Raw genomic sequence first — 19,473 nt, forward strand, 5'->3', positions numbered from 1 at the left:
GCTATTGTTACGAACTCGACGCGTCGGGCATCGCTCGGCCTCCTGATCCGCGCGCCGCGCGTACCAGGAGTTCCGGACTGGACACCAACGCCTTGCGCCACGGAAGTACCCCGTCGATCTCGATCTGAATCGACAGACTGAGCACGGTTCGAATCAGCACGATCATGCCCAGAACTGCGGCATCGGTCAGCGACGGCGAAGACGTCACAGTCTTGACCAGATCGGCTGCAACAAGGATCTCGAGCCCGAGAAGGATGACCGCGCCCATGGATTCGCGCAGAGTCCGAAACGCTGAACTACCGTCGCGCGTTCGAGACCACGCGCGTCCCGCGATCACAAATGCGAAGACGAACCCGAGAACCATGGCGACGACACCAAGTACTTCGAACCATTCAGTGACAAGCTCGAAGAACCTGATTTTGTCCATGGTCATGATTCTCGAGGTAACTCACCGATAAGTCGAGAGGACACGACGGTGTCAGCTGAAGATCCGCTCGATGTCGTCGAGCCGCAGCTGTGTCGCGCGAGGAGAATAGCCCGAGCCCCACAGGCTGTCGTCGACGTAGTGGACGTTCCCGGAGCGGACAGCGGGAAGCCGCTCCCACAGCGGGTTCATCGCCAACTGGGCGCGGACGTCCTGCTGGTCCTGGAAAGCGCCGACGATGATCACGTCGCTGGTGACCTGATCGAGTTGCTCCGCGGAAAGTGTGCGCGTGAACTCCTCCGACGTGGCTCGATCACCGGGGAATCCGAGGGCGTCGAGAAGAGCGTCGACCTGGTTGTAGACAACACCGTTCTCGCCTGTGCGCAGGAGGGTTACCGACGGCAGCGAGCCGAGTGCCGAGAGTCGATCCTTGATTGCCAGGAGTCGGTCTTCCGTTCGCGCGTTCAATTCCGCGGCAGCGTCTTCGCGTCGGACCGCGACGCCCATCGAGGTGACCAACTTCATCATCTCGTCCCACGTGAGGAACCCGTTGAAGCCGGCGAACACCGGAACACCGGTGGCCGAGAGTTCGTCGTAGGACTTTGCTGCATAAGCATTTCCGGCGGTCAGGAGCATGACGATCAGATCGGGCGACGCGCCGATGATTGCTTCCTTGTTCCAGGTTCCGGCCGTGCCGAGGTTCGGGATGTTCGCGGCCTCCGGCATCGTGTGCAACACCGCGTCGCTGCCCACACCTTCGAGGCCGAAGAAGCCGCCGACGATCTTCTCCGGCGGCACTCCGAGGTCGAGCACCGTCGCCATGGCGCTGACGTGAGCGATGACCATCCGCTGAGGATCCGACGGAATCTCGACGCTGCCCGTCTCGTCCTGCACGGTGACGAGACCTGAAGACTCCGAGCCGTTTTCGTCACTGCTGCACGCTGCCAGAAGCGTCGCGGCCGCCGCGCCGAGCCCGGCGCCGAGGAAACCCCGGCGCGTCAGCGCATCGATGATGCGGTTCCACTGCTCGTCTGTATCAAGTACGGGGTCTTCGAGTGCGGGGTGCAGGCAAATCGAGTTCGACACAGTTCGGTCCGTTCGTTCGGCAGTCGAGAATCTCCTCGATTGTGGCGATCGAACAGTCGAAACTGAACAGGATTTCGAGCCGACATCTATTGCTATCCGGTCACACCTTCTTGACGACGCTCGACTTCAATTGCATCGGTCCGATGCCGTCGACTTTGCAGTCGATGTCGTGGTCGCCGACGCCCTGAACGAGGCGGATGTTGCGCACTTTGGTACCCGACTTGATACCGGTGGGGCTGCCCTTCACCTTGAGTGTCTTGACGACGGTCACGGTGTCGCCGTCCGCAAGGACGTTTCCTACAGAGTCCTTCACCACTCCCGGAGCCTCACCTGCACCATCGGCCGGTGCCCACTCGTGTGCGCAGGACGGGCACACCATCAGCGCACCCATTTCGTAGGTGTATTCGCCGGCGCATTCGGGGCATGGGGGCAGGGTGTCTTCCACGCGGGTCATCCTATCCAGCCGGCGCGCGATTCCCATTTTTGCACTTCATGAACCGTTCTTGGGTCAAATATTGCACTCGATGAAACTTTGCACTCTGTGCAATTATGGATGAAATGGGAACCGAAACACTCGGATTGCGTGAACGAAAGCGAATTGCCACGAGGCAGTTGATCGAGCACACGGCGGTCGAACTCGTCCTCGGACTGGGCTACGACGAAGTGACCGTCGAGAAGATCTGCGAAGCCTGCAACCTGTCGACGCGCACGTTCTTCAATTATTTTCCGACCAAGGACGCCGCAATCGGTGGGCTCATGCTCGTCGTGCCGAGCGAGACGACCATGACCACGCTGATCAACGAGCACCCCGACGATCCACTCCGAGGCGCGCTCGCGGTCTTCGAAGAGGCCATGCAGATCGTCGACGAGCGGCCCGACCTGCTCGCGCACCGACGCGAATTGTTCGAACGGCATCCCACGCTCTTGCAACAGCACCTGGCCACGTTCCACGACCTGGAAGACACACTTACCAGACTCTTGACGCGCGAGCTGCGCGGGCGCCCCGACTATCGACAACTTCCGGCAGACACCGCCGCCGCAGACGAAGCCACCGCGACGGTCATCACAGCGGGCGCAGCGATGCGCTACGTCTTCCGAAAATGGCAGGGCAGCGAACGTGCCGGCCCCAGAACCGAACTGCTGGATCCTGCACTACTCCTGATGGCTCGAATTCTCCGATCCGCGAACTGATTTCGCCAGCCGTCACTGAACTAAGGAACTTCATGTCCACTCGAGAAGCTGCGACCGTCGACCCCGACGGCGCGCACACCGACACCGACGCCGCGCCAGACAAACGGTCGATCATCCTCGTTTTTGTCGGGCTGATGATCACCATGTTGCTGGCATCGCTCGATCAGATGATCTTCAGCACTGCGTTGCCCACCATCGTCGGCGAACTGAACGGCGTCAACCACATGGTCTGGGTGACGACGGCGTACATCCTCGCCTCGACCGTCATGATGCCGGTGTACGGAAAACTCGGTGACCTGATCGGCCGCAAGGGCCTCTTCATCGGCGCCATCAGCATCTTCATCGTCGGTTCGGTGATCGGCGGTCTGTCCCACGACATGACCACACTTATCGCTGGTCGCGCAGTACAAGGACTCGGCGGCGGCGGTTTGATCCTGCTGTCCCAGGCGATCATCGCCGACGTCGTTCCGGCCCGGCAACGCGGCCGATACATGGGTGCGATGGGCGGTGTGTTCGCGCTGGCTTCGGTTGCCGGTCCCCTACTCGGCGGCTGGTTCACCGAAGGGATTGGCTGGCGTTGGGCCTTCTGGATCAATATCCCCCTCGGCCTACTCGCCATCGCGAGCGCGATGGCATTTCTGCACTTGCGGAAGCCGAACCTCGGCAAGCCTCGCATCGATTATCTGGGCATGGTTCTCGTCGCGACGTCAGCGACGTGTCTGATCCTGTTCACGACTTGGGGCGGAAACACCTACGCCTGGGGATCGGCCGTCATCATCGGGCTGATCGTCGGCTGCGTCGTGACGGCAGTGGCTTTTGTCTTCGTCGAGAAGCGTGCCGACGAACCGGTAATTCCGATGCATCTGTTCGCTCAGCGCAACTTCGTGTTGACCACAGTCGCCGGCCTGATCATCGGAATCGCCATGTTCGGCGCGCTCGCCTACCTGCCGACCTACATCCAGATGGTGACCGGCAAGAACGCCACCGAAGCAGGATTGATGATGATTCCCATGATGGCGGGCCTGCTCGTCGCCTCCATCGGTTCCGGCCAGCTGGTCAGCAAGACCGGCCGCTACAAGATCTTCCCCATCGTCGGAACGTCGATCGTCGCAGTTGCTCTGGTCCTGCTGTCGCGTCTGACGCCCTCGACTTCGCTGCTGGTCTTCGGTTGCTACATCGCACTCATGGGCATCGGGCTCGGACTGGTCATGCAGATCCTGATCCTGATCGTGCAGAACACGTTTCCCGCCGCTGAAGTGGGAACTGCCACTGCGTCGAACAACTTCTTCCGTCAGATCGGTGCTTCGTTGGGCAGCGCGATCGTGGGCAGCCTGTTCGCCTCGCGCCTGACCAATCTGCTGTCCGAGAGGCTTCCGGCAAACGGAGGCGCAGTCGGCGGTGACGAAAACTCACTGACACCGGGAATTCTCTGGAAGTTGCCGAGCCAGGTTCGCGAGATCATCGTCGGCGCATACAACGATGCGCTTGCACCGATCTTCCTGTACCTCGTCCCCTTGGTCATCGCAGCGGTCGTCTTATTGCTCTTCGTCAAGGAGAAGCCGCTCGCGACGACGATCGATCGATCGGCACCCCCGCTCGAGTAATTGACTATCGTGGCGTGATGTCGCACGCACCGAATACGCCCAGACGCACTCTCGCTGTTCTGAGCGTATTCGGCGTTGTAGTGGTTGTCGTTGTTGCCGGCGCGCTTTGGTGGTTCACCCGCGGCGACGACGCCCTTACCGGCGAGAACCTCGACTCGTTCCCCACGGTGGACCACAGCACGCTGACCGCTCAGCAGAGTGCGCTGCTGACCGTCCTCGAACAGGAATGGGCATCGGGCAGTCCTGGCACCAAATACGCCGAGGGTGTCGAAGAATCGTGGTGTGCCGATTTCGTGAGCTGGTCGATGAACCAGATCGGGACGCCCTTTTCGAACCCCAACTCCGGCTCGTGGCGCATCCCCGGGGTGTACACGCTGCAGGAGTACTACGAGTCGGTCGGCGCATTTGTCCCCTACGGTCAGAACTACCAACCGAAGGTCGGCGACACGATCCTGTACGGCGACTCGAGCCCCTTCGGGCAACACGTCAACGTCGTTCTGATCAACGACGCCGGCACACTGACAACCGTCGGCGGAAACGAGAACAACAAAGTCATGCTTCACCGCATAGTGCCCTCGGAAGTTCCGGGAATCGTCGGGTTCGGCGTCCTCTGAGCCAACCCCCCACGGTCTTTGCGTGATGAAACTCCATTGATGTGGGCGGCGAGGTTTCTGAATTGGATTGACCGTTGGATGGAGCAAACGGATTCGCAATATTCGGATAATCCATTGTTTCCGTCGTCGACAGATATTGATCCTAGGCGAAGGACCGGATCTGGCAACTAGATTCGTATCCAGCTGCCTCCTACCTCAGACAGGAATTCGATGCGCCCCGGTGAGCTGACCACCCTCGAGCAGTTGCAACTCATGGCCCGCGCGGCTGCTGCGCAGGCCATGAGTACTCCGTCGATGCTCCGACTCCGGCTCGGCCGCTACCCCACTCGGACACTCGAGCTGCGCAAACGCCCACTCCCCGACACCAAGCTGTGCAGCGAAGCGCTCGATCACGCCAAAGGCTCCCTCTCCCCCGCGGTCTTGAACCACAGCCTGCGCTGCTGGATCTGGGCCGACGTCTTCGCGCAGATCGATGCGATCGAGTACGACCCAGAAGATCTCTTCACCGCGTGTGCGCTTCACGATGTCGGCTTGGGCGCAGAGGGATCGACCGAGCACGGGTGTTTCACCCACATCAGCGCCGCCGACGCGCAAGAACTCGCGACCCGAGTGGGCACCTCGGAGAGGTCGACACAGCGAATCGGCGAAGCGATCCGTCTGCACATGGATCTGACTGTCGATCGCGATGCGGGCGCCGACGCCTATCTGCTGCACGCCGCAGCACATTTCGACGTTGCCGGTCGACGTGCACCAGAAGTACCGCGAGCAGCTGTTGATGCAGCAATCGCGGAATACCCGCGAACAGGGTTCACCGACGAGTTCGCACAGTCGATGCGGCGCGAGGTCAAGCTCCGTCCGCTCTCTCGCGCGGCGACGCTCTGGAGATCGGGCATGGCGCTGCCGCTCCGAACCAATCCCCTGGATTGGAAGAGCCGGTAGCTACGTCCAGTCCTCGAGCACCGCGGTTCGTGATCCTCCGACGTTCCCGGTATTCACCACGCCCACGGGTTCGATCAACATCACCTCCGCTTCCTCTTCGGCGATGGGACAATGTTCGACTCCGCGAGGTACAACGAACAATTCACCGGGCCCCAGCGAAACATCTCCGTCGCGCAGTTGGATTCGGATCTGCCCCTTTGTCACCAGGAACATTTCGTCGGTGTCGGCGTGGGTGTGCCAGACGAATTCTCCTTTTATCTTGACGATCTTGATCTCGTAGTCATTGAGTGAAGCAATCTTCTTGGGCGACCAGTGCTCGGTGAACTGACCGAACTTCTCGCGGAGCGATATCGCTGTTGCCGAACTGTCCATGGTGTTCCTCCCTCAGGCTCGCCATCGTTGCGACGACGAACCCGCACCACTCTTCGTCACCCGAGGCCGGAGCGTCTTGTACGTTTCTGACATGGATCCACACGGCGCACAGATCACCGCGTGGGCACCGGGCCTCGAGGGAATCACCGAGGTCTTTCATGCCGATTTTGTCGGCCACGCCTATCCGAAGCACACGCACGATCAGTGGTCGCTGATGCTCGTCGACCGCGGAACGATTGCGTACGACCTCGACCACCGAGCACACGGAGCGGCCCCTGAGATCGTGACACTGTTGCCGCCAGGCATCGCGCACGACGGAGTCCCGGTCACCGAGGCCGGATTTCGGCAACGAATCCTCTATCTCGAAACGTCGGTTCTCGGCGAGGATCTGGTAGGTCGAGCAGTCGACTGTCCCGAGATTCGCGACCCGCTGCTGCGCCACCGTATCGATCAGCTGCACTCTGCACTCGGCCCGCACGGCGACTCACTCGAGGCCGAAAGTCGCCTGGGGTTCCTCGGTGAAAAATTGAACGAAATCCTCACACCGCACGCAGGTCGAGTCCGTCACACTCCCACCGTCGACGAACGCGTTGCCGATCAACTTCGGGAGCTACTCGATGCGCGACTGACAACGGGGATCACGATGCGAGAAGCGTCGAGCATTCTGCAGCGGAACCCCACCTACCTGATCAAGAACTTCGCGATGCACTATGGCCTTCCGCCTCACAAGTACGTGACGGGACGCCGGATCGATCTGGCACGACGCGCAATCCTGGCGGGGCGCGAATTAGCGGATGTGGCCGTCGACGTCGGATTCCACGATCAAGCCCACTTGTCGCGACACTTCGTCAAGCACATCGGGGCGCCACCCGGCAGATACGCACTGAACGTCGTCGGCAGAGAGCGCTAGCCGCAGCACTTGGCACCGGTTTCATCGAGCAGACACTGTTTCCAGTCAGCTGGAGCCTGTGTGCACTGAATGAAAACGGTGTCAGGTCCAGCGATCAAGCAGCCGTCTCGAGGTCGACCAGCAAGAACTCCTCGCGCCGCGGCCCCCAGTCACGATCGGTCAGCTGATACGAGCGCAACGCACCAGGTGCACGGGCCAACTCGTAGAAGCGCTCGGAGCCCGGCACGAACTGCGTCGTAGCCCAACCCCAATCTGCGCCGTGCGGAATCTTCGGGTCGGGAAGCATGTCGGACTCGATCGACATGAGCCGTAGGCGCCGAACTACTCCGGTCGTGGCGGCATCTGCGCCGAAATCTATCCAGGCCTGACGCGCGTTTGGGTCGTCACGAGGAGTTCCGGCAAGTAGGTGCATTGCACCCGCGACTTCGGCGACCGCCCACCGGCGCGGGTTGTCGGCATTCCACGAGAGCCCCCAACGGACGGTCTCCCCCAATTCTGGAGGGACAAACCACCGAAAACGCAGACCGTCGACGATGACCGGGGTAATCATCGCGTCGAGGTTCTCCGACGCACCGACCACTCGACCGGCTCCACCGCATCGTCGAGCCCGAGAACCACGCGAGCTGCGTTGCGCCCTTGATCGAACAATGACTGGCGAACCGTAGTCAGCCCGGCGTCCGACGCCGCTGCGGTGTCGTCCCACCCGACGACCGCGACGTCGTCGGGCAACGCTAGGCCGAGTTCACGGATCGCGTCCAGCACCCCGAGAGCGAGTTCGTCACTCATCGCCAGGACTACATCGGGCCTTCGGCTCGCCGGAACGTCTAGGAGTAAGCGAGCCATTCGCGCCCCCTCGCTCCGCTCATTGACGGTGACAACTCCAACTCGTACCGACGACCAGTCGAGTCCGGCGTCTCGAACTGCGCGCTCGTAGCCTTCGAGCCGATGGCGGGAAACCGGGAATAACGCCTCACCCGGATCCACATCCATCCGGATCTCGGAGCGACGCTCACGATCCCACGGAAGGCTGATCACCGCGGGCCGCTGCGCCCCCGACAACCCGACCGCCGCAATAGCGGTCGCGCCCGCAACATCGTCCATCCCGACGAGATCCACACCCTCGTGCGCCGGCCCGCCTTGAATGCACGCGGGTTTTCCGGTGCCGACAATCGCGTCGAGGATCGGGTCGTCGAATACTGTCGTCCAGACGACAAAACCGTCTACCGCTGCGTCGCGAACTCTGTCGACGTCTCCGGGTTTCCCCGAGTTCGGCAGCATCATCAATCCGGCATTCGCGCCCAGGCAGGCGTCGGCGACGCCCGACAGGAATCGCCGGGCTACTGCGTCTTCGAAGGCGTACGTCAGCTTCTCGCTGAAGACGACCGCGATGTTGTTGAACTTGCCGCTCCGCAAGGACTGCGCCGCGCGGTTGGGGCCCGAGTACTCGAGATCTTCAGCTGCCGCGAACACCTTGGCGCGTGTTGATTCCGACACGCGCTCGGGTTGTGCGAAGGAGTACGAGACCGACATCACCGATACGCCTGCGGCCTCGGCGACGTCGGCCATCGTCGGTCGACTCGAACGCTGTGCACGTGTGGCCATGCGCATCAGCATAGCGAGTACGGAATATCCATTACGCAGGTGTGTATCGATACATGTATCGTTACACACCATGACCGCTCGACTGCCGAAGGCAACCACGCTACGGCTGATGACACTGGCCGGGGCAGCCTTCGCCTACGTGACGGCTGAAATGCTCCCCATCGGACTCCTCAGCGAAATATCGTCAGATCTCGACGTCACCGAAGGGCGTGTCGGCCTTCTGCTGACCTTCTACGCATACGGTGTCGCGGCCCTGACGCTTCCATTGATCTCTGCGGTCAAATCCTGGCCGCGCCGACGCGTTGTCGTTTTGACCGTGGCCACCCTCGCGGTGTCGCAACTGGTCGCGGCGTTGGCCGTCAACTATCCGATGCTGGTGATCGGGCGGTTGCTCTGCGCTGCGACGCACGGTGTGTTCTGGGCAGTGGTTGCGCCGGTCGCAGCGACTCTGGTTCCGCGCGGACAGCAGGGCAAGGCCATCGCGATGGTGTACGCCGGCACGTCTCTCGCTTTTGTTCTCGGAGGTCCCCTGTCTTCGGCGATCGGCCAGTCCTGGGGTTGGCGGACCGCGTCGGCGGCAATCGGTGTGGTGGCAGTGATCATCGCTTTCTCACTGCATCGTGCATTGCCCGAAATGCCGGTCGATCAACTCCATCGGAGCAAGCGAGACAAGCCGAAGCCGACACCGGAGATGAGACGGGCACTCGCCGTCATTTGTGCGGCGACGCTGTTTGCTGCGCTGGGGCAGTTCGCGTCGTACACGTTCTTCACCCTTCTGGTGGAGCAGAGTCTTGGCTCGTCCGGTGGGATCCGTACCGCGATGCTTCTGGTGTACGGCGCCGCCGGCGCAGTCGGGGTGTGGGTCGCCGGCAAGTTCTACGACCGCCGACCGCGCCTATTCACGCTCATCTCGATCGCGACAGTGGCAGGCGCGCTGGCCATCTTCTGGCTCTTGGCGCCGTCGATGGGAGCGTTCGCAGTTGTCGCCACGATCTTGTGGGGCGCGGCGTTCACCACCGTTCCGATCTGCCTACAGTCGTCGGTTCTGCGCGCCGTCCCGATCGGGACCGACCGTGCCTCCGCCGTCTACGTGGTCGTGTTCCAGATCGCGATTGCGACCGGCGCGTTGCTCGGCGCCGCTGTCGTCGACGGTGGTGGGATCTCGCATCTGGCGGGAATCGGGGTCGCTTTGATGATCGGTTCGTTGGTGATAGTCGGGTTCGGCCGACGCGCATTTCCCCGCGAACCGCAGCGGTCCACTCACTCCCCCACCGACGCGGCGGCCAGCCTCGCGTCGTAGATCAGGGTGTAGCGCCAGAACAGTCGCCGCTTGATCCGGCTACCTGGCAGATGCAGGGCTGCGGCGCGCCGGACGTCAGCCATCGACTCACCAGCTTCCGCGGTAGGAGCGGTCATCGACTTCAGCGGCTCCACCGCAACCCGTCGATGCTCGAGCACGCCGACGACGGGATTGCAGACGGCCGCCAACACCGACAGGAGTCCGTCGGTCATTGTCGTCGATCGATAACACCCGACTACGACGAGCCGACCGCCTGGTTCGAGCAGGCCACTCAGGCGTTTCATCGATTCTTCGAGTGGAAGATGGTGCAGCGCCGCGACGACGGTGATCGCGTCGTACTTCGCTTCGGACGCGAAGTCGTCGAACCGCAGCGCTTCGATGATCACGTTCTCGTCGTCCACAAACCTGGCGAGCACGGCAGCCGAGGTCGTGGGGTCGGGTTCGACGCCGACCACCACGTCGAACCGCGTACGCAGGAGGTCGATCAGATTGCCCGTCCCGCACCCCACGTCCAGGGCGCGACCGGACCTGGTTCCGCCCAGATTGCGCAGAACCCACCGTCCGTAGTGATCGTTGTGATTCCACGGATGGCGCCGGTTGAAACCGTCCAAGCGAGCAATCACACCCATACCCGACGGTATCAATCCGCACCTCCCAAACCCGCCGTCACAATCGCGGGTCGACCGGCTCCGATTCGAGAGCCAACACCGCGAACACTGCCTGGTGTGCGCGCCACAACGGTTCGCGGTCGACCAGCCGAGTCACCGCCTCCATGCCGAGCGCGTACTCGCGCAGCGCCATCGACTGCTTGTGCCCGAGGTTGCGATTGCGTAGCCGAGCAAGCGTCGACGGTTCGAGGTAGTCGGCGCCGTAGATCAAACGCAGGTACTCGCGACCGCGAACCTTGATCCCCGGCTGAACCTTCGCGTTGTACCCGCGAGGTCCGTGAATCTGATTCGCCAGCGGTTTGACGACCATCCCCTCACCGCCCTCACCGGTGAGCGACTCCCACCACTTTTTCGCTTCGGACACCGAGTCTTCGGAACCGAGATCGACCACCAGTCGACGTGTGGTGGTAAATCGATTCGGCTTTGCCTCGGCCAGGCGGTCCGCAATTGCGAGGTGCCATTCGTGATCCCGTTCCCCGTACGAATGGCCCTCGGTCGCCAACACCTGAAACGGAGCGATGGTTACTCCGTCCAGCCCGTTCGTCGGCCACACGTACCGCCGGTACGCCTCACCGAAGCGCTCGATACTCGCGGCTCGGACCGATGTCTGCTCGAACATTTCCGCCACGTCCAGACCCCGCGAACCGGCCTGCGCCAACACTGCCTCGCGAGCGGCGAGGTCAGTTCGCCCCGCCGCCGCGACCGACGCGTACTGCGAGCGCAGCAGACCTTCTGCTTTGACGTTCCATGGCAACAGTTCGCAGTCGAGGAGCAGCCAGTCGGTGCCCAACTCTTCCCACAACCCAGCGGATGTGACTGCGGCAGCGATGTCGTCGACCAACTTCTGAGTCAGCTCGTCGTCGAAGAACTGGCGGCCGGTGCGGGTGTGCACCATGCCGGTGAGCGCATCCGGTGCGTCGAAGCGGGACTGAGCAACCGATCGATCACGGCACACGAGCGCCACTGCCCGCGAACCCATGTGCTTCTCTTCGCAGATGACTGTTCCGATTCCGGCAGCCCGGTATGCGTCGAACGCGGTCGACGGGTGTTCCAGATAGTCGTCTGACTGGGCGCTCGCGCACGGCGCCATGGTCGGCGGTAGGTACCGCAGCCATTGCGGCGCGACCGCGAAGCGGCTCATCACTTCCAAGGCGCCGGCGGCGTTGTCGGTGCGAACGGACACCCGACCGCGGAGTTCAGTGTCGACGCCGGTCGTTTCGAGGACGTCGGCAAGATCGAGCACGTCTGGATCGCGAGTCGGCGGAGCCAGCGGCACGATCGGTTCGTACCAAACCTGCTCGGCCGGAACCGACACGATCTCGCGCTCCGGGTATCGAAGTGCGGTCAGAGATCCACCGAACACACAGCCGGTGTCGAGGCATGCTGTGTTGTTGATCCATTCCACCTCGTGGACCGGAGTGTGGCCGTAGAGGACCATCGCAGATCCTCGGTAGTCCTGCGCCCACGGGTATCGAACCGGCAAGCCGAATTCGTCCGTCTCACCGGTTGTTTCACCGTAGAGCGCAAAGCTCCGCACTCGGCCGGATGCCCTGTTGTGGTAGTCCTCCTTGAGACCGGCGTGCGCGACGACGAGTTTGCCGTCGTCCAGGACGAGGTGCGCGACGAGGCCGTCACAGAAGTCGACGACGCTGTCGCGGAACTCCGCCGTCTCGGTGGCGAGCTGCTCGAGCGTCTCGGCCAGACCGTGACTCGCCGTGACCTTCTTGCCCCGCAGCGCTTTGACGAGTTTGTTCTCGTGGTTACCCGGAACCGCTATCGCATGTCCCGCCGCGACCATTCCCATGACCAGACGCAGCACACCGACCGAATCCGGTCCCCGATCGACGTAGTCTCCGAGGAAGAGGGCAGTTCGCCCTTCCGGCGGCACGGCATCGACAGCGCCGCCATCGGCCCCGTAGTCGACGGTGTAGCCGAGTTTCGCGAGCAGCGTCTCGAGTTCACTGCGACATCCGTGGATGTCGCCGATGACATCGAACGGGCCACGCTCGACACGCAGATCGCTGCGGAGCGGGTGACGCGAGAACTCGGCTTCGGAAACCGAGTCCTCACCTCTGAGGATGTGAACCGAACGGAAACCTTCCTTGCCCAACCCGCGAAGCGAACGAGTCAACTGCTGGTGCTGGCGGCGAACGACATCGCGCCCGAACGTCCGATCAGCGCGAGCGTCGTTGCGTGCAGCACAGACCGATTCCGGGACGTCGAGCACAACTGCAACCGGTAGTACGTCGTGATCGCGAGCCAACGAAACGAGCCGCTTGCGCGCGGCGGGCTGGACGTTGGTCGCGTCGATCACCGTCAGACGTCCGCGTCGCAGACGCTTGGCTGCGACGAACTCCAGCACTTCGAAAGCGTCGGACGTCGATTCCTGCGAATTCGGATCGTCACTGACCCATCCTCTGAAGGTGTCACTCGAAAGAGTTTCGTACTCACCGAAGTGACGCGCGGCAAAGGTCGACTTCCCCGAGCCACTGACGCCGATGAGTACAACAAGAGAGAGGTCAGGAATTTCGTACACCGTCATGACGTTCGTGCCTCCTTCGTGAAGATCGCCAATTGCGTCGGCCCGCCGAGGGCCGGATCGATTGTTCCGACAAATTCGAACTCCACGGAATAGCCATGGGCTCGGGCTGTTTCGGTTGCCCAGTCTTCGAATTGGGTTCGGGAGAACTCGAACCGGTGATCCGGGTGCCTGAACTCTCCCTCTGCCAACGCCGGATACAGCACGTTGTAGTCGGCATTCGGGGTGGTCAGCAGCACATATTGCGGCGCTGCGTCCACGAAGACCGATCGGACCAAAGCCGGCAGGCGCGCCGCGTCGACATGCTCGACCACCTCCATCAGCACGGCTGCGTCGAAGCCTTTCAACCGTGCGTCGCGGTAAGTCGCGGACGACTGCATCAAAGACACACGTTCACGTTGGACGTCGGACATTTCGGTGAACTTCAACCTCCGCTGCGCCCGCGTCAGTTCACGCGCGCTCACATCGACGCCGACAAGTTTGTCGAATTGCGCGTGGGGAATCAGCGCCTCGATCAGTTTCCCTTCGCCACAACCGATGTCGACGACTGTTCGAGCATGCAGTCGCTGTAACGTCGCCAGAACTGCTTCGACACGAAGCCGTGCCAGCGGCGGATCCGGGCGCGGCAGTTCGATCTGCACCTCCGCTTGTTCGGGAATCAATCGGTCGACTACCGATTCGACCAGGTCACGTCTACGCGCCAGGTAGCGGGACATGATCAGCGCGGAATCCGGATGCGAAGCCAACCACTCCCCGGCGACGCGGATCAACTTGTCCGCCTCGTCCGATCCCACCCAGTAGTGCTTCACGTCGTCGAGTACCGGCAACAGCACATAAAGGTGCCGAAGGGCGCTCTGCACGGTGTGTTCCCCGGTCAGTGTCAGCGACACGAAGTCGGAGTCTCCCCAATTCGGCAGGTGCGGATCAAGCTGCACCGGAGTCGCTGTCACGTCCCACCCCAGCGGCCCGAACAGTCGACGCGGCAAGTCGGCATCGCCGCCGCACGGAACCACCGGAATCGAGACCGTCAACGCGAGTTCTGCCTCGACGAGTTCCGGATGCGACTTGCACGTTCCTGTCAACGCGGTACGGAACAGCTTCGACAAAGCAACCGAGAGGATCGACGACGCCGCATACGGTCGGTCGTTGACGTACTCCCCCAGCGAAAAGTTGTCACCACTCTTGCCGCGTCGATACCTGCTCTGCACAAGTTCGATGGGGTCGACGTCCACAATCACTGCCACAGTTGTCTTTTCGGCCGAGGCTTCCGGGTACAGAACCGTGGCGGTGCCGATCGCCAAGTCGAAAGCTTGCACTCGGTCGGGATGTTTGTGCAGCAGGTAGCTCAACGCAGTCGCATCAGGAGTCTGCGAGGTCGGGGTGGTCGTCAGTGTCAGTAGCACCAGGCGAATGTAGCCCGGCATACGTCCGGAGCGCCTCCGATTTACGCGCCCCGCAGCAGTCAGAACCGCGCAGCAGTCAGAACCGCGCAGCAGTCAGAACAAGGTAAGAGCTGCTCCCGCACCTACCAGTTCACGCGGCGCTTCGCGCGATTGCTTGCCTGATGCATCGACGTCTCGATGCTCCGAACGACCACCCAACCCATGACGCTCGACCAGTGGCTCGACGCGGCTTGCGAGCCAACGCTTGTATTCGGGAGTGACATACGCGCCCCGCCCGTACAGCTCACGGTAGCGGCGGACGAGTGCCGGGTGTTCCTGAGCAAGCCAGTTCATGAACCAGCCCCGAGTACTGCCGCGCAGGTGCATCGGGAAGACCGTCACACTGGTCGCACCCGCCTCTGACAGTGCCTCGAACAGACCGTCGAGGTGACTGGTGGAATCGGTGAGGAACGGAATGACCGGCGCCACCATCACATTGCACGCGAATCCAGCGTCGGTGATGGCGCGGATCATCTCGAGGCGCGCACGCGGCGACGGTGTGCCAGGTTCGATCTGCTTCTGAAGTACGGCGTCGTTGATCGCCAACGACACTCCGATTCCGACGTCGACCTGCTCCGACGCCATCTTCAACAGTGGCAGATCCCGCCGGAGCAGAGTTCCCTTCGTCAGGATCGAGAAGGGGGTTCCCGATTCGGTCAGCGCGCGAATGATGCCGGGCATCAAGCGGTATCGCCCCTCGGCTCGCTGATAGGGATCGGTGTTGGTGCCCAGTGCCACTGCCTCCCGTTTCCAGGACTTTCGCGCCAACTCCTTGCGGAGCACCGCGGCGATGTTCGTCTTCACGACCACCTGGGAATCGAAATCCGCTCCGGCGTCGAGGTCGAGATACTCGTGGCTCGGTCTCGCGAAACAATATCGGCATGCGTGTGAGCAACCACGAAAAGCGTTGACGGTGAAGCTGAACGGCAACGTCGACTCTTCGGGCATCTTGTTGAGCGCGCTCTTGCAGAGCACCTCGTGAAACGTGATTCCCTCGAACTCCGGAGTCTGCACGGAGCGAACCAACCCGGCCCGTTCGAGTCCGGGTAGCGCTCCGTCATCTGCATCCAATGCCTGACCCGACCACCTCATGGCCCCAAGTCGAACACTTGTTCTAAGGTATGTCAAGATGGAGCAAATACCCGACCGTGCCTCACCGCGGCCGGGAGGTTGTTGGCAGAATTCGGTGCATGTCGAACAGAATCAATATTTCGTCCGGTTCCGAATGGGAACCCAAGATCGGTTACTCCCGCGCCGTGCGCATCGGCAACCAGATCGCAGTCTCCGGCACCACCGCTCCTGGTGAGACCCTCACCGATCAGACACGCGCGGCGCTCGAAACGATCAAGGCAGCACTTGCCGAGGCCGGCGCCTCGCTCGACGACGTCATCCGCACTCGCATGTACGTTCGCGACATGACGCAGTGGGAGCAGGCCGCTCTCGCCCACGGTGAAGTGTTCGGCGAGATTCGTCCCGCCACGACCATCCTCGAGGTCAGTTCGCTGATCGACCCCGCTCTGCTCATCGAGATCGAGGCCGACGCGGTCCTCAGCTGATCGTCAATCCGGACGTTTGTGACAGTGGGCGCCTAGTCTGAGCCGATGAAACCGATGCGGCTGTATCCGTTGACGCTCGCGCTCGGCATCACCGTCACTTTCCTCTCGCCCGGCTCTGCACTTGCAGAACCGGGCGAGAGTTTTTCGACGGCTTGCGGCAGCCCGCTGAGCAATGCCGAGGTGGATCGGATTGCCGAACTCAGCGACGTCACGACGCTGAACGGCAGCGGGCTACCTCGCCTCGAGACGGCTGTCGAACGTCATCGGGAGATCACGTCGATCCTCGTCTCACACCACGATTGGCGAGGCCTGTTCTCCATCGGCCTCGACGCTGTCGAGCACGAGGCGGTAATGCCCCTGCAGCGAGATCCCGCAGCTTTCGACAATGACGACTGGGCCCATTCGGTCAGCTATGAATTACTACGCAGGTACCTGGTGAACGTCCACGCGGAATTCACGGGTACCCCCATCGATCCGGCGTGGAGCAACTATTTCACTCTGACGCGTCAGTGCGACGACAGTCCCGCGCGGGTCGCCATGGCCGGATACAACGCGCATCTCACCGTCGACCTCGCTCATGCCGTCGCTACATCCGGAACCACTGCGGAGGATGTTCCCGATTTCTACAAGATCGTCGATTCCATTGCCGTCAAGGGTGGTTCGATCGTGACCCTCACCAAGGCCGAGTACGACGCTGACCTCGGGCCGCTCTGGCGGTTCTACTTCGTCGGCGAAGGACTCGACCGGTTGGCCGGAAACTCGCAGCCCTCGGAACTGCTGCTCCGCGCAGCCGACAGCGGATACAACACCATCACACTGGCCAACGGGTTCGCCCTCCAGAATCCCCAGACCCGTCCTGGCGCCGAGCAGGAGATCGACGCACTCTGGCGCACCACGGATTCGGCTCTCGACGTACTCGCACGGCTCGGCGGTCTGTGACTTCTCACCCTCTGCCGACCTGAAACGGACACACCTGAGACAATGACCCCATGACGGGGCACTCGGCGGGGCAAGGCATGCAGAGTCCCGCCATGCGCCGGGTACGAGACCTGCTGCGCGGACCCGCAATTGTCTGCAGCGAACAGGCCACCATCCGTGAGGCCGCGAAGTTGATGACCGAGGCGGGCCGCCGTGCTGTTGTGATCCCTACGGCTACAACCGGTTTCGGAATCTTCACCGAAGGTGACTTGCGAGCTCGCGTGGTAGTCGGTGGCGTCGACAGCAATCAGCCGGTGTCGACGGTGATGACGCCGTCTGCGGTGACAGTCGACCCTGATCGACTGGGCGCCGACGCCGTGACCGACATGCTCGAGTACGGATTGCGCCACCTCCCGGTCGTGACCGAGGCAGGCACGTTGATGGGTGTGCTCGAACTCAGTGACCTCCTGACTTCGGCTACCAATCAGGGTTTCGAACTGCGAGCAGCACTCGCCACGGCGCAAGACGACGCGCACCTCATCGAAACGGCCCGCGCCGTACCGGTTCTGGTGACGGAGTTGGTGGCGTCGCGAGTCTCACCGCTCGACATCGGTGCCACCCTTGCCGTCCTGATCGACGTCACAGTAAGGCGAGCCATCGAGTTGGTGGTAGGCGGCGACGAACGACCGGATTTCGCGTGGCTGTCGCTCGGCAGCGTCGCTCGGCGTGAGGCGCTCCCCTCTTCGGATATCGACAGCGCCCTGGTGTGGGGCGGCGAATCCCATCACGAGGGTGCCGACGCCGCGAAGCGCATCCACGACATCCTCGACCTCTGCGGGTTCCCACGCGACACCAAGAACGCCGTCGCCACCCAGGCCAGGTTTGCTCGAACGCTCCCACAATGGCGCACTGCGCTGCGGAAATGGGTCTCCAATCCGTATCAGGACCAAGCGCTGGTCATGTTGTCAATGCTGGCGGATGCGCGCGTCGTCGCGGGCGATCCATCGCTGGATCCTCGTCCTGCGGCGTTGGATCAACTGCGACTGCACCCGGCCGTGATGCGGCTACTGCTTCGCGAAGCAGTCGGCGACAAGGCCAAACTTCATTCGTTCAAAGACGTGGTGACGCGTCGGACCGGAACCGTCGACCTCAAAGCCAGCGCAGTCCAACCGATCGTGAACATCGCTCGATGGGCGGGGATTTCCGTGGGCGCCCGCACGAGTTCGACACTCGAACGCCTCAAAGCTGCAGCGGGAAGCGGCTTTCTTCTCGACGACGACGCCCAGGTGCTGATCGAATCCTTCGAGGTATTGCAGCAGATTCGCGTCCGCCACCAGACCGATCAGTTCTCCGCGGGTAGGCCGCCAACCGACGAGGTCGCGATTTCCGAACTCACACCGCTCTCCCGCAGCTTGCTGAGCAACGCAGTGCGCGAGGTCGCAGGTGTGCAGCGACGCCTCGAGTACGCCGCGTCCGCGTCGGCGCTACCCGACATCGACCCGTGAATCGCAGTGCGCTCGAACAGGTTCTGGCCGCGGAGCGACTCGAAGGCTGGGATCCGAACGATGAGCAGATCGCGGAACTCGAAGCCGTCCTGATCGGGATGCTTTCTCGGCGTGAGTATTTCGAGCAGGAGCTGGCGCGGGCCGTCGGCCTCTCGTCAACGATTCCCCCGCGGATCCGCTGGCGACGATCAGCGCCGTACGTCTATCGCGGTACATCGGTACTCAAGAACAACTTCGACGTACGAGATCCCGCGGCACTGCAGTCGCTGGAATTTGCGGCGACCGCACTGCGTCTGGGCGAGGCACATCTCGGAGACGAACTGGTACCGCACACAGGCGACACTGTCGAACTTCTCCTCCTTCACCAGCATGTTTTCCAAGACCTGTACCAGTGGGCCGGCCACATCAGAACCGTCGACATCAAGAAGGGCGCGGCCACCTTCGCTCCGGTTTCCGCGATCCGGAACTACCTGTCCGAGGTGGAAGAGATCATCGCCGCCGTCGACTGGGCCACGCTCGATCGCGGCGCTACGTCGTTCGCGCTCGCGTCGGTGTACTCGACGCTCAATCATGCCCACCCGTTTCGGGAAGGAAACGGCCGAACCGGAACCCTCTTCCTGCATCGACTCGCCGCCGACACCCGGTATCAGCTCGACTTGTCGCGGGTGAGCAGAACCGAATGGGTATCGGCGTCGAGGGATTCTGCGCCTTTCCGGCCCACCGGAACGCCGTCGCCGCGCCCGTTCATCGACCTGTTCAATCGCGCGCTGTCTCGCTGATGCGATCACCCGCCGCTAGTTCGC

At 62.4% G+C, this 19,473-nt stretch carries 20 protein-coding genes; 10 read left to right on the top strand and 10 right to left on the bottom strand.

Annotation, left to right across the window (positions count from 1 at the left end):
* Positions 1 to 7: 7 nt before the first annotated feature.
* The 3 genes from ACFWAD_RS13220 to ACFWAD_RS13230 all read right to left on the bottom strand — a co-directional run bounded on the left by ACFWAD_RS13220 (position 8) and on the right by ACFWAD_RS13230 (position 1,964).
* Positions 8 to 427 (bottom strand): DUF1622 domain-containing protein, encoded by a 420-nt coding sequence (locus tag ACFWAD_RS13220; protein ID WP_378544393.1) that lies wholly within the window; start codon positions 425 to 427, stop codon positions 8 to 10.
* 51 nt (positions 428 to 478) lie between these two features.
* Positions 479 to 1,510 (bottom strand): ABC transporter substrate-binding protein, encoded by a 1,032-nt coding sequence (locus ACFWAD_RS13225; protein ID WP_378544396.1) that lies wholly within the window; start codon positions 1,508 to 1,510, stop codon positions 479 to 481.
* A gap of 100 nt (positions 1,511 to 1,610) precedes the next feature.
* Positions 1,611 to 1,964: a zinc ribbon domain-containing protein YjdM gene (locus ACFWAD_RS13230; RefSeq protein WP_378533193.1), complete on the bottom strand. Its 354-nt coding sequence runs from the start codon at positions 1,962 to 1,964 to the stop codon at positions 1,611 to 1,613.
* 104 nt (positions 1,965 to 2,068) lie between these two features.
* Here ACFWAD_RS13230 and ACFWAD_RS13235 point away from each other — a divergent pair, with 104 nt between their 5' ends.
* The 4 genes from ACFWAD_RS13235 to ACFWAD_RS13250 all read left to right on the top strand — a co-directional run bounded on the left by ACFWAD_RS13235 (position 2,069) and on the right by ACFWAD_RS13250 (position 5,858).
* Positions 2,069 to 2,701, top strand: coding sequence for a TetR/AcrR family transcriptional regulator (locus ACFWAD_RS13235; RefSeq protein WP_378544399.1), 633 nt, complete (start codon positions 2,069 to 2,071; stop codon positions 2,699 to 2,701).
* A gap of 32 nt (positions 2,702 to 2,733) precedes the next feature.
* The gene (locus ACFWAD_RS13240) at positions 2,734 to 4,305 is read left to right on the top strand and encodes an MDR family MFS transporter (protein ID WP_378544402.1); all 1,572 of its coding nucleotides are present in this window, start codon (positions 2,734 to 2,736) and stop codon (positions 4,303 to 4,305) included.
* A 17-nt stretch (positions 4,306 to 4,322) separates the two neighbouring features.
* Positions 4,323 to 4,919, top strand: a complete 597-nt coding sequence (locus ACFWAD_RS13245) for a CHAP domain-containing protein (protein WP_378544405.1) — start codon at positions 4,323 to 4,325, stop codon at positions 4,917 to 4,919.
* A 210-nt stretch (positions 4,920 to 5,129) separates the two neighbouring features.
* A complete protein-coding gene (locus ACFWAD_RS13250; protein ID WP_378544408.1) occupies positions 5,130 to 5,858 on the top strand; it encodes an HD domain-containing protein in 729 nt (242 codons plus the stop codon).
* Here ACFWAD_RS13250 and ACFWAD_RS13255 read toward each other — a convergent pair whose 3' ends face one another.
* Complete coding sequence (locus tag ACFWAD_RS13255) at positions 5,859 to 6,230, bottom strand: cupin domain-containing protein (protein WP_378544411.1); 372 nt, start codon at positions 6,228 to 6,230, stop codon at positions 5,859 to 5,861. It lies immediately after the preceding gene.
* A gap of 91 nt (positions 6,231 to 6,321) precedes the next feature.
* Between ACFWAD_RS13255 and ACFWAD_RS13260 the strand changes: the two genes are divergently transcribed.
* Entirely contained in the window at positions 6,322 to 7,140 is an 819-nt protein-coding gene (locus tag ACFWAD_RS13260) for an AraC family transcriptional regulator (RefSeq protein ID WP_378544414.1), read from the top strand.
* A gap of 94 nt (positions 7,141 to 7,234) precedes the next feature.
* On the opposite strand, the gene ACFWAD_RS13265 is transcribed toward ACFWAD_RS13260, so the two are convergent.
* Together ACFWAD_RS13265 and ACFWAD_RS13270 are read right to left on the bottom strand one after the other, a co-directional pair.
* Entirely contained in the window at positions 7,235 to 7,720 is a 486-nt protein-coding gene (locus ACFWAD_RS13265; RefSeq protein ID WP_378544417.1) for a hypothetical protein, read from the bottom strand.
* Positions 7,687 to 8,742, bottom strand: coding sequence for a LacI family DNA-binding transcriptional regulator (locus ACFWAD_RS13270; RefSeq protein WP_378544420.1), 1,056 nt, complete (start codon positions 8,740 to 8,742; stop codon positions 7,687 to 7,689). The genes ACFWAD_RS13265 and ACFWAD_RS13270 overlap by 34 nt, the downstream gene beginning before the upstream one ends.
* 70 nt (positions 8,743 to 8,812) lie before the next feature.
* On the opposite strand from ACFWAD_RS13270, the gene ACFWAD_RS13275 reads away from it, so the two are divergent.
* Positions 8,813 to 10,042 carry an MFS transporter gene (locus ACFWAD_RS13275; protein WP_378544423.1) on the top strand — a complete coding sequence of 410 codons (1,230 nt, stop codon included), beginning with the start codon at positions 8,813 to 8,815 and terminating at the stop codon, positions 10,040 to 10,042.
* Here the strand turns inward: ACFWAD_RS13275 and ACFWAD_RS13280 are convergent.
* The 4 genes from ACFWAD_RS13280 to ACFWAD_RS13295 form a co-directional block, all read right to left on the bottom strand.
* Positions 10,003 to 10,671: a class I SAM-dependent methyltransferase gene (locus ACFWAD_RS13280; RefSeq protein ID WP_378544426.1), complete on the bottom strand. Its 669-nt coding sequence runs from the start codon at positions 10,669 to 10,671 to the stop codon at positions 10,003 to 10,005. The genes ACFWAD_RS13275 and ACFWAD_RS13280 overlap by 40 nt on opposite strands.
* A 37-nt stretch (positions 10,672 to 10,708) precedes the next feature.
* Complete coding sequence (locus ACFWAD_RS13285; protein WP_378544429.1) at positions 10,709 to 13,252, bottom strand: polynucleotide kinase-phosphatase; 2,544 nt, start codon at positions 13,250 to 13,252, stop codon at positions 10,709 to 10,711.
* Positions 13,249 to 14,673, bottom strand: a complete 1,425-nt coding sequence (locus tag ACFWAD_RS13290) for a 3' terminal RNA ribose 2'-O-methyltransferase Hen1 (protein WP_378544432.1) — start codon at positions 14,671 to 14,673, stop codon at positions 13,249 to 13,251. The genes ACFWAD_RS13285 and ACFWAD_RS13290 overlap by 4 nt, the downstream gene beginning before the upstream one ends.
* A gap of 72 nt (positions 14,674 to 14,745) precedes the next feature.
* A complete protein-coding gene (locus ACFWAD_RS13295; RefSeq protein WP_378544435.1) occupies positions 14,746 to 15,783 on the bottom strand; it encodes an Rv2578c family radical SAM protein in 1,038 nt (345 codons plus the stop codon).
* A 98-nt stretch (positions 15,784 to 15,881) separates the two neighbouring features.
* Here ACFWAD_RS13295 and ACFWAD_RS13300 point away from each other — a divergent pair, with 98 nt between their 5' ends.
* The 4 genes from ACFWAD_RS13300 to ACFWAD_RS13315 are packed head-to-tail and all read left to right on the top strand — an operon-like array spanning position 15,882 to position 19,449.
* Positions 15,882 to 16,247 (top strand): RidA family protein, encoded by a 366-nt coding sequence (locus ACFWAD_RS13300; RefSeq protein ID WP_378544438.1) that lies wholly within the window; start codon positions 15,882 to 15,884, stop codon positions 16,245 to 16,247.
* 54 nt (positions 16,248 to 16,301) lie between these two features.
* Positions 16,302 to 17,186: a DUF5995 family protein gene (locus ACFWAD_RS13305; RefSeq protein WP_378544621.1), complete on the top strand. Its 885-nt coding sequence runs from the start codon at positions 16,302 to 16,304 to the stop codon at positions 17,184 to 17,186.
* 50 nt (positions 17,187 to 17,236) lie between these two features.
* Complete coding sequence (locus ACFWAD_RS13310; protein ID WP_378544441.1) at positions 17,237 to 18,670, top strand: putative nucleotidyltransferase substrate binding domain-containing protein; 1,434 nt, start codon at positions 17,237 to 17,239, stop codon at positions 18,668 to 18,670.
* Complete coding sequence (locus ACFWAD_RS13315) at positions 18,667 to 19,449, top strand: Fic/DOC family protein (RefSeq protein ID WP_378544444.1); 783 nt, start codon at positions 18,667 to 18,669, stop codon at positions 19,447 to 19,449. The genes ACFWAD_RS13310 and ACFWAD_RS13315 overlap by 4 nt, the downstream gene beginning before the upstream one ends.
* The last annotated feature ends 24 nt before the right edge of the window (positions 19,450 to 19,473 follow it).

The sequence above is a fragment of the Rhodococcus sp. NPDC059969 genome (assembly GCF_042738325.1).
Taxonomy (GTDB): domain Bacteria; phylum Actinomycetota; class Actinomycetes; order Mycobacteriales; family Mycobacteriaceae; genus Rhodococcus_F.

Excerpts from the sequence above, each read along its gene's own strand:
- ACFWAD_RS13280 (WP_378544426.1), bottom strand. The coding sequence starts at position 10,671 with ATGGGTGTGATTGCTCGCTTGGACGGTTTCAACCGGCGCCATCCGTGG.
- ACFWAD_RS13245 (WP_378544405.1), top strand. The coding sequence starts at position 4,323 with ATGTCGCACGCACCGAATACGCCCAGACGCACTCTCGCTGTTCTGAGC.
- ACFWAD_RS13300 (WP_378544438.1), top strand. The coding sequence starts at position 15,882 with ATGTCGAACAGAATCAATATTTCGTCCGGTTCCGAATGGGAACCCAAG.
- ACFWAD_RS13310 (WP_378544441.1), top strand. The coding sequence starts at position 17,237 with ATGACGGGGCACTCGGCGGGGCAAGGCATGCAGAGTCCCGCCATGCGC.
- ACFWAD_RS13270 (WP_378544420.1), bottom strand. The coding sequence starts at position 8,742 with ATGGCCACACGTGCACAGCGTTCGAGTCGACCGACGATGGCCGACGTC.
- ACFWAD_RS13240 (WP_378544402.1), top strand. The coding sequence starts at position 2,734 with ATGTCCACTCGAGAAGCTGCGACCGTCGACCCCGACGGCGCGCACACC.
- ACFWAD_RS13260 (WP_378544414.1), top strand. The coding sequence starts at position 6,322 with ATGGATCCACACGGCGCACAGATCACCGCGTGGGCACCGGGCCTCGAG.
- ACFWAD_RS13275 (WP_378544423.1), top strand. The coding sequence starts at position 8,813 with ATGACCGCTCGACTGCCGAAGGCAACCACGCTACGGCTGATGACACTG.
- ACFWAD_RS13230 (WP_378533193.1), bottom strand. The coding sequence starts at position 1,964 with ATGACCCGCGTGGAAGACACCCTGCCCCCATGCCCCGAATGCGCCGGC.
- ACFWAD_RS13235 (WP_378544399.1), top strand. The coding sequence starts at position 2,069 with ATGGGAACCGAAACACTCGGATTGCGTGAACGAAAGCGAATTGCCACG.
- ACFWAD_RS13290 (WP_378544432.1), bottom strand. The coding sequence starts at position 14,673 with ATGCCGGGCTACATTCGCCTGGTGCTACTGACACTGACGACCACCCCG.
- ACFWAD_RS13305 (WP_378544621.1), top strand. The coding sequence starts at position 16,302 with ATGCGGCTGTATCCGTTGACGCTCGCGCTCGGCATCACCGTCACTTTC.
- ACFWAD_RS13250 (WP_378544408.1), top strand. The coding sequence starts at position 5,130 with ATGCGCCCCGGTGAGCTGACCACCCTCGAGCAGTTGCAACTCATGGCC.
- ACFWAD_RS13295 (WP_378544435.1), bottom strand. The coding sequence starts at position 15,783 with ATGAGGTGGTCGGGTCAGGCATTGGATGCAGATGACGGAGCGCTACCC.
- ACFWAD_RS13285 (WP_378544429.1), bottom strand. The coding sequence starts at position 13,252 with ATGACGGTGTACGAAATTCCTGACCTCTCTCTTGTTGTACTCATCGGC.
- ACFWAD_RS13220 (WP_378544393.1), bottom strand. The coding sequence starts at position 427 with ATGGACAAAATCAGGTTCTTCGAGCTTGTCACTGAATGGTTCGAAGTA.
- ACFWAD_RS13255 (WP_378544411.1), bottom strand. The coding sequence starts at position 6,230 with ATGGACAGTTCGGCAACAGCGATATCGCTCCGCGAGAAGTTCGGTCAG.